Origin of the sequence: Vibrio nomapromontoriensis (assembly GCF_050337205.1) — a bacterium.
In the GTDB taxonomy this organism is placed as follows: Bacteria; Pseudomonadota; Gammaproteobacteria; order Enterobacterales; family Vibrionaceae; genus Vibrio; species Vibrio nomapromontoriensis.
Map to the genome: position 1 here is coordinate 319,597 of NZ_JAKJSS010000008.1, position 11,572 is coordinate 331,168.

Annotated in this window: 10 protein-coding genes; 4 read left to right on the forward strand and 6 right to left on the reverse strand. The window is 42.1% G+C overall.

The window, feature by feature from the left end; translation table 11 throughout:
* The first annotated feature begins 356 nt into the window (after positions 1–356).
* Both L4D05_RS09205 and L4D05_RS09210 read left to right on the forward strand, forming a co-directional pair.
* Complete coding sequence (locus L4D05_RS09205) at positions 357–1,205, forward strand: 4'-phosphopantetheinyl transferase family protein (protein ID WP_428793735.1); 849 nt, start codon at positions 357–359, stop codon at positions 1,203–1,205.
* A gap of 387 nt (positions 1,206–1,592) precedes the next feature.
* Positions 1,593–1,862 (forward strand): hypothetical protein, encoded by a 270-nt coding sequence (locus tag L4D05_RS09210; protein ID WP_428793736.1) that lies wholly within the window; start codon positions 1,593–1,595, stop codon positions 1,860–1,862.
* A gap of 78 nt (positions 1,863–1,940) precedes the next feature.
* Here the strand turns inward: L4D05_RS09210 and L4D05_RS09215 are convergent, their stop codons facing one another.
* Positions 1,941–2,342: a thioesterase family protein gene (locus tag L4D05_RS09215; protein ID WP_265674058.1), complete on the reverse strand. Its 402-nt coding sequence runs from the start codon at positions 2,340–2,342 to the stop codon at positions 1,941–1,943.
* Between the two features lie 502 nt (positions 2,343–2,844).
* Here L4D05_RS09215 and L4D05_RS09220 point away from each other — a divergent pair.
* Together L4D05_RS09220 and dnaK are read left to right on the forward strand one after the other, a co-directional pair.
* Positions 2,845–3,264, forward strand: a complete 420-nt coding sequence (locus L4D05_RS09220; protein ID WP_428793737.1) for an Hsp20 family protein — start codon at positions 2,845–2,847, stop codon at positions 3,262–3,264.
* 157 nt (positions 3,265–3,421) lie between these two features.
* Entirely contained in the window at positions 3,422–5,311 is a 1,890-nt protein-coding gene (gene dnaK, locus L4D05_RS09225; RefSeq protein ID WP_428793738.1) for a molecular chaperone DnaK, read from the forward strand.
* Positions 5,312–6,004: 693 nt separating this feature from the next.
* On the opposite strand, the gene L4D05_RS09230 is transcribed toward dnaK, so the two are convergent.
* The 5 genes from L4D05_RS09230 to L4D05_RS09250 all read right to left on the reverse strand — a co-directional run bounded on the left by L4D05_RS09230 (position 6,005) and on the right by L4D05_RS09250 (position 11,449).
* Entirely contained in the window at positions 6,005–6,502 is a 498-nt protein-coding gene (locus L4D05_RS09230) for a YgjV family protein (protein ID WP_428793739.1), read from the reverse strand.
* Between the two features lie 115 nt (positions 6,503–6,617).
* Positions 6,618–7,670 carry a TRAP transporter substrate-binding protein gene (locus L4D05_RS09235; protein ID WP_428751372.1) on the reverse strand — a complete coding sequence of 351 codons (1,053 nt, stop codon included), beginning with the start codon at positions 7,668–7,670 and terminating at the stop codon, positions 6,618–6,620.
* Positions 7,671–7,842: 172 nt separating this feature from the next.
* Positions 7,843–9,117 carry a TRAP transporter large permease gene (locus L4D05_RS09240; protein WP_428751373.1) on the reverse strand — a complete coding sequence of 425 codons (1,275 nt, stop codon included), beginning with the start codon at positions 9,115–9,117 and terminating at the stop codon, positions 7,843–7,845.
* Complete coding sequence (locus L4D05_RS09245; RefSeq protein WP_428751374.1) at positions 9,114–9,647, reverse strand: TRAP transporter small permease; 534 nt, start codon at positions 9,645–9,647, stop codon at positions 9,114–9,116. Before L4D05_RS09245 ends, L4D05_RS09240 begins: the two co-directional genes overlap by 4 nt.
* Positions 9,648–10,180: 533 nt before the next feature.
* Positions 10,181–11,449 (reverse strand): mechanosensitive ion channel family protein, encoded by a 1,269-nt coding sequence (locus tag L4D05_RS09250; protein ID WP_428793997.1) that lies wholly within the window; start codon positions 11,447–11,449, stop codon positions 10,181–10,183.
* Between the last annotated feature and the right edge of the window lie 123 nt (positions 11,450–11,572).

Below are 11,572 nucleotides of genomic sequence, written 5' to 3' on the forward strand. Positions count from 1 at the left end.
CAATTCGATACAATGCTCATACTGGCCACTATCATCTCTTCAGACCAGTTAAAATCCCACACACTAAGCAAAAACTAACGATCCAAGCCAATAACAACTTGATTAGTAAGGGTTTAGAGTAATTACTTAGTGCTTTTACTCTACTTTGTGACAAAATGCGATCTAGTTATCATTTTTAGCAGTTTTGCAGATCAAACGTCGACACATCAAGGGGAATGAACTAGCAATAGGTAAATATCATCTACAGCCAAATCGGCGAGAAAGACATAATTTCGACCTGTTTCAGGCTTGTTTTACAATGGATTCAGCAAGGTAGAAAAGGTATGATCTAACACTATTTTTGAATCGCTAGGAGTATGGCATTGAAGGCAGTTCAGCAAGTTGATTTATGGGTTTGCCCACTCGTCGATCTCAACCAGAAAACAAATCGACTTAACGAACTAAAATCTTGGCTAAGTGATGATGAATTAAGTAAGGTCGCTCGTTATCGTCAGCCGCAAGCACAACTTACTGCACTCTATGTACGCTGTATCTTGCGAGCAATTTTATCTCGCTATTCACCTATTCAACCCCAGCAGTGGGCATTCGAGTATGGAAAAAAAGGTAAGCCTCGCCTAAGCGCCTTACAACGCGAACAAACGGGCCTTAATTTTAACCTCAGCCATAGCAAAGATTACTTGCTCATCGCAATCCTCAAATCCGACGATGAATCATTAATGCTAGGTGCGGATATTGAACATTCGAGAGATAGCACGGATATTCACGCCATTATTAGCCATTACTTCGCCGCACCAGAAATCAATGACCTCAATGCATTACCTCAAGAGAAGCAACGAGGTCGCTTCTTTGACCTGTGGGCATTAAAAGAGTCGTATATAAAAGCGACCGGGGAAGGTTTAGCCACCTCGCTTAAAGAGTTTGCTTTTGATTTCTCTTCTTGCGTAGCAAACACACTTGAGTTCCCTTCCGTTCACGCAACAATGTCTGCAAATGAGATCGACATATTGCAAGACATTAACATTCACTTCACTAACAACATCCCAACCTGCATTGCTGTTACTCCGACCAAAAATAACCGTATACGCTGGCAAAGCGTTTTGGGGCATCTAGATTCAGATTATCGTTTTGCTATCACGCTAGGAGGTAGCATTAAGCCCATTGAGTTGAAATTGCATACGTTTTCTCAGCTTAATTTGCTGGCATAATCTTTATTACCTTAAAAATCGAGTAGCGATTTCAGGCTTACGTGACACACAGCGCTAGGTCACTGTCAGTATGGATTTATATTCCGATTATCATGCCCTGTGGGTTAGGGTGATTACGCTTGTCCTCAGTAAATAAACGTCGAAGTATGTGAATGTTTAGAGTCACTTAACGGCTGTTTAATTTTTACCTACAACCTCAATCTTGCACCAGAAATTAATGACCGTTAGCATGCCTGAGTCGCTCATAGAGCCACTCATTTTGAAATTAAACAGCCTGCTAGCAAACTATAGCGAGATTGTATTAGGGTAAATATCATGCATTGGAAAATAAAGTCGACGCAGAAAAAGGGAAAGGAATTTATCATTAACCAAATTAGAGGAGATGAAATGAAAATCTACCCCAATGGTTTCCTCAATTTTTACCTCAACGGTACGGTCATTGCCGCATTTAGCCACCACGAATGGTTATCCATGAAAGAAATCAATAGCTTTGGCCAAACTCATCGAATTTTTACCAATCCTAAAGCGCTCCCTCAGGACAGCGAAAACTGCCAGCATAAGAATATCAGACAAACAATCGCAACCAGCTCCCCCCTAGCCCACTTTCTCAAAGCTCATAAGGAAACGCACCATAAACGGGGAGAGTCTGCGTTATAATAAAAGTAAGTAATAACGTGAACCAAGGAGGAAAACACCATGGATGAGGTGTTTTTCTCACAGTCAGAATTAAGCAAGCTAGCCAGCTAACATCGCCGTAAGCACCTCTTCAGGAACCGGTTGCAAGCGTTTATCTTTATCCAAGCACACCATTTCAATGTCGCCAATGACTGCAGGTTTAGTCGCCCCTTCACGCCACACTTCCTGACGCCATAGCGTTTTGTATTTCCCATCCAATTCGAATGAGGTACGAATATCGCAAATTTCAGCAAATTCAACACCATCTTGAAATGTCATGTTCGCCTTATAGACGGCAAAGCCTAGCCCATGGTCATTCCATAACTGGGCTAATTTATCGCTGCCAAGCACATGTTCACGGGCTCGCTCAAAGTATTTTAAAAAGTTGGGGTGATAAACCACTCCCGAATGATCAGTGTCTTCGTAATAAATTTGAACGGGGTGATGATAGATCTTGCTCATGATCGAGGGGTCTCTTTTTTAAAACGGATAACTTGGAAGATTTCATGCCACGGGCCGTGTAAACCATGAAAGTCACCAACATAAGGCTATGCGGCACTGTACCTTAACTATCTCAATCACTTCAATCCTGCATCAGGCATTGTTGCCTTGGTCAGACCTCAATAGACCACATACCTGCACTGACTACACAATCAAAGGAACACCTCACCTGCTTTACAAATAAATCATTATTTTTACTAATGCAAGTATTGACAGTGGCAATTCGGAAGCATATATTGATTACACAAACTGCCATATGGAGTTCATTAAGGACCAAGTTCGCCTCATATAGGGAACAATTGGTCGTTGTAATCGTAAGAAGCGCTCTTTCAATCAGACTGTTTCTTGCGCATTTTTAACAGCAGAACCCTACGTCCACATTAGCGAGTTAACGCTTCGGAGTATGAGTTCTTTCTCTTAGCTCGGTGCTAAGAGAACTATTGCTTTAATAAAGGATAGTATTATGCGTAACATAGATTTTTCTCCCCTATACCGCCATGCCATTGGTTTTGATCGCTTGTTTGATCTTGTAGAGAACAGTGCAAAAAAACCATCTCAAAATGGTTATCCTCCTTATAACATCGAACAGAAAGACGAGAACCACTATCGCATCACGATGGCGGTTGCGGGCTTTTCTGAAGATGAACTTACCCTCACACAAAACGAAAACATGTTACTTGTGACTGGTGAAGTCAAATCAAATGACACGAAGCCGACCTATATCTATCAAGGTATCGCCGAAAGAAACTTCGAGCGAAAGTTCCAACTTGCCGACTATGTCACGGTTGAAACCGCGAACCTAAAGAATGGTCTACTGCATATTGATTTGGTACGAGAAGTCCCTGAGGTCATGCAGCCACGCCAAATTTCAATCAGCAAGTAACAGCGCCTCAGCTCAAAGAGCAGGCACCATCAATTATAGATTTCGTTTAGCTATGTGCAGTCATCATTATAACAGTGACTGCACAGGGGTTATTACATCAAAAATTCAACGATAAGCATTAGATTAATTAATCTTTATCGTTAAGAGGAACATCATTATGGGTAAAATTATTGGTATCGACTTAGGTACAACCAATTCATGCGTTGCTGTATTAGACGGCAACAAACCACGTATCATTGAAAACGCCGAAGGCGAACGCACGACAGCATCCGTCATTGCTTATACCGATGGTGAAACACTTGTCGGTCAACCAGCAAAACGCCAAGCCGTCACTAACCCAGAAAATACGCTATTCGCGATTAAGCGCCTGATAGGCCGCCGCTTCGAAGACGAAGAGGTTCAACGTGACATTGAAATCATGCCTTATAAAATTGTTAAGGCAGACAATGGCGATGCATGGGTAGAAGCGAAAGGACAGCCAATGGCTGCACCTCAAGTGTCGGCTGAGATCCTAAAGAAAATGAAAAAAACGGCGGAAGACTATCTAGGTGAAGCCGTAACTGGCGCAGTGATTACCGTTCCTGCCTACTTTAATGATGCACAACGTCAAGCAACAAAAGACGCAGGTCGTATAGCAGGCTTAGACGTTAAGCGAATTATTAACGAGCCAACTGCAGCTGCACTCGCTTACGGGCTAGACCAGAAAGGCGGTAACCGCACAATCGCAGTTTACGACCTTGGTGGTGGTACTTTTGATATTTCGATTATTGAAATTGACGAAGTAGACGGAGAAAAAACATTTGAAGTATTAGCGACCAACGGGGATACCCACCTTGGTGGCGAGGACTTCGACAATCGTCTGATCAATTACCTTGTTGACGAATTCAAAAAAGACCAAGGTATTAATCTAAAGAACGATCCACTCGCGATGCAACGTGTAAAAGAGGCCGCAGAAAAGGCGAAGATTGAACTGTCTTCCACTTCTCAAACCGACGTTAACCTGCCTTACGTTACGGCAGATGCGACAGGCCCTAAACACATGAATGTGAAAGTGACGCGTGCGAAACTAGAATCGCTTGTAGAAGATTTAGTAGTGCGCTCTATAGAACCACTTAAAACTGCGCTATCAGACGCCGACCTAACCGTCAGTGACGTCAACGATATTATCTTAGTCGGTGGTCAAACACGTATGCCGATGGTGCAAGCTAAAGTAACAGAGTTCTTTGGTAAAGCACCACGCAAAGACGTCAATCCCGATGAAGCGGTGGCAATGGGCGCAGCGGTTCAAGGTGGCGTTCTTGCTGGAGATGTGAAAGATGTACTGCTATTGGATGTGACACCACTTTCTCTTGGTATCGAAACCATGGGTGGCGTAATGACCAAGCTTGTTGAGAAAAACACGACGATCCCAACCAAGGCAAACCAAGTGTTTTCTACCGCAGAAGACAATCAAAATGCGGTTACAATCCATGTGGTTCAAGGTGAACGTAAACAAGCAATGTACAACAAATCGCTAGGGCAATTTAACCTAGAAGGCATTCAAGCGGCACCACGTGGAATGCCACAAATCGAAGTGACTTTTGATATCGATGCGAACGGTATATTGAATGTATCGGCGAAAGACAAATCGACTGGCAAAGAACAGAAAATCACCATCCAAGCATCAGGTGGTCTAAGTAACGAAGACATAGAAAAAATGGTACAAGAAGCGGAAGCAAACAAGGAAGCGGACAAAAAGTTCGAAGAATTGGTTGCGGCTCGTAACCAAGCAGACCAATTGATCCACAGTACTCGTAAACAGCTAGAAGAAGCTGGTGACTCCCTTCCTGCTGACGAAAAAGGTCACATTGAGGTTGTCATCTCCGAGCTAGAAACCGCTCGTAAAGGGGACAATAAAGACGAGATCGATACGAAGACTCAAGCGTTAATTACGGCGGCTCAAAAGCTGATGGAAATGACTCAACCTAAATCAAATGACACGGGTTCTGAATCAAAGACGAAAGCAGATGACGATGTCGTCGAAGCCGAGTTTGAAGAAGTAAAGTAACGATTTAGTACTGCATTAAATCGATTGGGGTTAGCACCAATCCCCTACCGTTTGGGCGTATGAGGTAACTCATACGCCTTTTTTCATTTTCGTCGCTAAGCGGCTTGCTCTCTAAAGTGACGCACTACGCAAAGTGATTAACCGCGAGAAGTGAGATTGAAGAACCTTACTGACATTCCTTCCCGTACTCCGTTTTCTCCCCATTTCTACTAACGCTATCATTCACAATAAAACACAAAGCAATTATGTTGTTGTTTTGTGTGTACTGTTGCTCAGTTAGGTAATTGGTGAACACAAAACAACCTTATACTATTTTTCGTAAAATACTATGTATCGCAAAATACTATGTATCCCGAACCCTACTTAGGGTGCTAGTGGACAAGTCCACTAGCCTTTTTTATCACCTCTACAGCGATCGAGCTCAATGGCAAAGACGATTAAAATATTACTGATTATATATGTAACACTTACTGCCTATGCTGTATTCAACTTAACGAGCAAAGAACGCGACGTATCCGATATAGATCGCGCTAAACAACAAAATACAATTTCGACCTTTAATGATTCAAAATTTAAAGAAGTAATGAAGCATGCCAAATCATGTTCGAACTGCTCTCAAAGCCACACTTAACGTAATCATTTACGTGAACACTATCCTTTACATAAACCAGTCTTTTACATAAACATTATCTTTTACGTGGTTAATGAGCGTGCCGACTGCTGAATGCGGTAAGCGGTGACCAAATTTAGTACGATCAAACAAGATTCCAACATTACCCCACCCATAGATCCCATCAAGATATTATTTACTAGCCAACAAGACGCACCAACACTCAGCGCTAATCTCAGTTTTATACCAGTGAGCTGAAACACTGCATAGGTCCCAATTGAAGTGCCTATAATAGAAAAAAACTGGACCCAACTCGTCGCTAACACGCTACCACACGCCGCGAGAATGATGATCGTCACCCAGCACAAATATTTTCCAGAGTATCGGATCGCCAAAAGTGTACGCAGAAATGACAGCCCTGATGCAAACGCTGACGTCATACTACCAAGCAAGACAAAGTGCAGTGCATGGACACTATAGAAACCAAGCATGCATAACTTTAGTCGCCGATCGTCTTTCTGCCAGAAAGATAACAACCCTAGACCAAAACTACAAAAGCCAACCCACTGCGCAAGTTCCATTTTCCTACCCAAAAAAGAAGCCTCAACAGTCGTTGAGGCATAAGGTGTTAATTATGTAAGCCTATTAGTAGATAATTCAGGCTCACCAAATTTTACTGCGAACTAATGACTTCTATTACTGTAGGTAAGTTGAGTTGTTCGCTTTATCGACTTCACTCAGGAATAGATCGAGTAGTTCAGATCCTTTCTCACCATGTGTTTCGCGCACATACTTCTTCACACCTGGTTGAGTTGCTTGGCGCATCGCTTCACGCTGCTCGTTCGTTAAAGAATTAATCTTCATTTTTTTCTTAAGGCCAGCTAAGCCGCGATCATCAGATGCTTCGATCAAACGCGATAAACCACGGTTTGCACTTAATGCAATCTCTACAGCATCTGCAACAATTTTTTGTTCGTCCGCTGTTAGACCATCATAGAAGTCTTTATTCACCATGAAGGTATATGGGGCAAAAAGGTGATTCGTTAACGTTAAGTATTGTTGTACTTCATTAAACTTAGCGAATGAGACCGTTGGTACAGGGTTCATCTGACCATCGATAACACCTGTCTGCAACGATGAATATACCTCTCCCCATGATAATGGGTACGCTTCCGCCCCCAGTGACTGAATGATTTTTTGGTGCGTCGGTAGAGTCATTGTACGAATGCGCAACCCTTTAAAGTCTTCCAGCGTTTCAATTGGGCGCTTTGAGTTAGTCACAGAAAAGAAACCGCCTGTATCAGGGAAGCCTAGGATCTTCACATCTTTCATTTCAGCTTCAATATCACGCGCTAGGGTTTGTCCAAACGGACCGTCAAGAACTTGATAGGTGGAAGCGTTGTTATCAAACGCAAAAGGTACATCCAACACCCCTATTCTTGGGTAATATCCCGCTAAAGGGCCGACTGGTGACAGCGTACCTTGTAGCTGCCCATCACGAACCATTTGAATATGTTCTTTGGCGTTACCAAGTTGGTTACTTGGGAAAACCTGCACCTTTATCTCACCGTTTGTTGCCGTCTCTACGATATTTTTGAATACGCCAGTAAAAGCATGAGCCGGATTTTCCATAATGTCCGCTTTATTATCATGACCAATACGAAGGACTTTCTCTGCCATAGCAAAAGGGGCGGTAACAAAACTTGCAGCAAGAGCAGCAGCGACGAGCGTTTTAGTTAGTGTTTTCATAATGACTCCATTTTATGAACTGGTTTTTATGTAGGGGTGTATCTAATTCATTTTTTATAAACGCGAATACGACATTTTTAGGGCCTCAGCGTTCATAACTTTCATAACTTTCACTAATTTAGCGGGTACATCACAAGTCCGTTACACACCCGCTAGATTCATATTCAGAACGTTAATACCCGAGTAGTCTTGGAATAAATAACACAATGTCAGGGAAGAACGCGATGGCAAACAACAGTATTAATTGACCAATTAAGAACGGCATCAACTCCTTGGAAATACCTTCTATTTTGGCGCCAGTGACCGATGAAAGCACAAATAAGCAAGCACCTATTGGCGGTGTCATCAGCGAGATATTCAGAGCTAGGATGAACACAATGCCCGCATGCAAAGGATCCATACCGATTTCTGCGGTTAATGGCACCAAAATAGGCGCTAAAATAACCAGCATGACGTTGATATCCATAATCATGCCAACTGTCAGTAGTAACACGATGATCAATGCCAAAATAACATTTGGGTTATCCGATAAGGCGATAAACATATCCGCAATCATTTGAGGAATTTGGTTGAAGCTCAACCACCAGCCAAGAATTGATGCCGAGCCAATAATCAAATAAATCACAGCCGATATTTGCGACGTACGGACAATCATATTAAACAAAGCATTAACGGTAAGATTGCGATATATAAACGTACCAATAACCAGTGCATACGCAACCGCTATTGACGCCGCTTCTGTTGGGGTGACAATGCCAAATACAATGCCGCCAAGAATGATGAGTGGCATCAACAGAGCTAAAGCAGAATTTTTAAAGTGGTCAAGAACTTCCTTAAGCGTTGCTCTCTGGCTCATTTTTGGTAAGTTTTTACGCTTACCCATCGCGCCAATGATCGCCATACACACCAAGCAGACAAGTATTCCCGGTAAAATACCCGTCGCAAATAGTCCTCCTATCGACACACCCATTAGTGAACCGTATACCACCATTAAACCAGACGGCGGAATCGTAGGACCAATAATGGAACCTGCTGCGGTAACAGCACAAGCGTAGTCTTTGCTATAGCCTTGTTTGACCATGGCTGGCACCAATGTGCGCCCAAAGGCTGCAGCATCTGCCGTTGCCGAACCAGTAATACCCGAAAAGAACACCGATGCGACCATATTTGAATGGGCCAACCCACCTCGGAAGTGTCCTACCAGCGCCTCAGCTAAATAAACCAAGCGATTAGTAATACCCGTGTGATTCATTATTTCACCCGCTAGGATGAAAAACGGCATCGCCAAAAATGGGAATATGTTCAGACCATTAAATATTTTACTTGGTGCCAAAGAAGTAAAATGTGCGCCACCAACATCATACATTCCGGCCAAACCTGCAATACCGAGCGCTATTGCAATGGGTGCACCTATTAACATAAGACCTGCAAATATGAATCCAATCATGACTGCTCTCCTTCAATGGCAACGATATTTTGAGATAAGCTCAATTTAAATGCGTATAAATCTTCTAACCAAACAAGAAAAGCTTGGAATCCCGATAGCGCAAATGTCACCGGAACCGCAGCGTAGGCATAGGACATAGGCATTGAAAATACCGTCGATAATTGGCTCGCCCCTTTTTCTGCAAATGCATACCCCAAATAGGCGACATAGCAAAAGAAAGCACAAGTAATCGCTCCGACAATGATTTTAATGACGCGTTGTACTAATTCAGGAAAGCGTTTAGTAACAAACTCCAACCCCATATGCTCTCGACCTGCGGTACAACATGGAACGGCCATCAAAATAGCCCATATCATGATATAACGTGCCATTTCTTCCACCCATACTAGCTGGAGTTTCAAGATATAACGGTCAAGAACCCCTAGCCATACATCTAGGATTAGTAATGTCGTTAATATCCCAACACACAATTGATTGGCTTTATTCAGCCTAAGCTTTGTGGTGGTAATAATATTATTTGGTAGTGTCATAAGGTCTAATTCCTTCCCGTTGAATACAAACCTATAGAAAGATAAATCATCGAAATAATGCGCTTCCTCAGCAGGTCATTGCACTCTACCTATTAATTTTGTCAGTAAAAATGACAGCGGTCACAAAAGAATAAAAGCATGATAGTTTCAAACATAAAGAAGGCGAACTTAAATGTAACTATTTGAATAATATGAGATTAATCAAGAATCAATATAACCACTACTAGTTGACAAGCTTACATTATGTTAGAAAATAACATGGGATAATCGAAAGAAAAATCAATGGGTTACAAACCCATAACATCAACAGTGATAAAAAGTAACACGGGTTGTTTTGTAAGATTCAATTACGGAAATTTGATGTGAAGCATGTTTTGGCAACGTCAACAACGTGAGGATTTTGAAGTGTTCATCGTGGATTATGAATAGTATTACCACGACGTATGTTAATTTTTAATTATGCGATAGACAGCGCAGAATATGTTCCCCACTGTTTATCGCCAAGTATATTCATTAAATTGAATAATAAGCACTTACTTAGTTTGATTAAGTCCAATCTTACCAGCATCATTACTAGTAAAAGCTTGATACGGACGTAGCCCAAAATGAGGCATCATTGAATAGATGTGGTCAAACAAATCAGCCTGAACACCTTCATAAACAGCCCAGTCGGTATTATTACAAAATGCATATACCTGAAGTGGAATTCCTTGTGGTGTGGGTTGCAACTGGCGAACCATAATCAACATGTACTGATGAATATCTTTGTTTGCTCGTAAATAGGCATTAATGTAAGCGCGAAATAGACCCAAATTCGTCATTTTACGTATGTTGCCCACGCCCTCTACTTCACCTAGCCCATCATTGTAATCGGCAATATCACGTGATTTTTCATAAATATACTGACGCAAAATACGAATATTTTTCATTTCCTCTATCTCACTGTCAGACATAAAGCGAATCGAAGTGACATCAATATTCAAAGAACGCTCTATACGTCGCCCACCCGTATCCGACATTCCTTGCCAGTTGATAAACGCATTTTGCACCAACGCATACGCCGGGAGCATCGTAACCGTGTTATCAAAGTTGCGAACCTTTACAGTGGTCAACGAAATCTCTTCCACTGTGCCGTTAGCGCCATAGGCGTTCATTTGAATCCAATCATTCAAGCTGATCATACGGTTTGCTGACAGCTGGATACCGGCAACAAATCCTAGAATCGTATCTTTGAAAACCAGCATAACGAAACCCGTCGCGACGCCTAGCCCCGATAAGAATATTACTGGTGACTCGTTCGCTAACATCGACATTGAAACGACAATTCCGACAAAAAACGTAAACAACTTAGTCAGCTGAACGAAACTCTTTATTGGCATTCGACGAGTCATGCCTTTAAACGTCGCAATGTCATTGAGGACGTCTAGAATAGAAAAAACAATCCAGACAATCATAAATAAAACCAAAATACCCAAAATGCGATCAAATACACTCGCGAGCACGTCGTAATGACCCACCGCGATGGGAATCAATACGTCCAATACCATAATGGGTATCAGCAAGGTAATTTTTCCCAGTAAGTCGTATTTGGTTAAACTGTCATTCAATGAGGGGTTGGTTTTTTGCAGCACGTTTTTTACCGACCGTACTATTAAATGATGTATCACCAGATAAAAGATGGCCGATACGGCAAGGCTCGCCAATATAAATACTGAGGTCAACTCAATACCATATGGGTCGCTATGAATACCCACCGCCGATAACTTTTGTGAAATATAATTCCGAATATGGTTGTCTAACACGAACTCACCCTCAACAATGCGCATAACTACATCATTTCATTCTAAAAAACCAGGAGACTATACCAGATACCAATAGTTTCACCTGAAATCATTAGGAAATTATAGAGGAAGTTTGCCATCTTC

Bases quoted from the DNA above. Each gene is read 5' to 3' on its own strand.
- L4D05_RS09215 (WP_265674058.1), bottom strand. From the start codon at position 2,342: ATGAGCAAGATCTATCATCACCCCGTTCAAATTTATTACGAAGACACT.
- L4D05_RS09230 (WP_428793739.1), bottom strand. From the start codon at position 6,502: ATGGAACTTGCGCAGTGGGTTGGCTTTTGTAGTTTTGGTCTAGGGTTG.
- L4D05_RS09235 (WP_428751372.1), bottom strand. From the start codon at position 7,670: ATGAAAACACTAACTAAAACGCTCGTCGCTGCTGCTCTTGCTGCAAGT.
- L4D05_RS09210 (WP_428793736.1), top strand. From the start codon at position 1,593: ATGAAAATCTACCCCAATGGTTTCCTCAATTTTTACCTCAACGGTACG.
- L4D05_RS09205 (WP_428793735.1), top strand. From the start codon at position 357: ATGGCATTGAAGGCAGTTCAGCAAGTTGATTTATGGGTTTGCCCACTC.
- L4D05_RS09240 (WP_428751373.1), bottom strand. From the start codon at position 9,117: ATGATTGGATTCATATTTGCAGGTCTTATGTTAATAGGTGCACCCATT.
- L4D05_RS09245 (WP_428751374.1), bottom strand. From the start codon at position 9,647: ATGACACTACCAAATAATATTATTACCACCACAAAGCTTAGGCTGAAT.
- dnaK (WP_428793738.1), top strand. From the start codon at position 3,422: ATGGGTAAAATTATTGGTATCGACTTAGGTACAACCAATTCATGCGTT.
- L4D05_RS09220 (WP_428793737.1), top strand. From the start codon at position 2,845: ATGCGTAACATAGATTTTTCTCCCCTATACCGCCATGCCATTGGTTTT.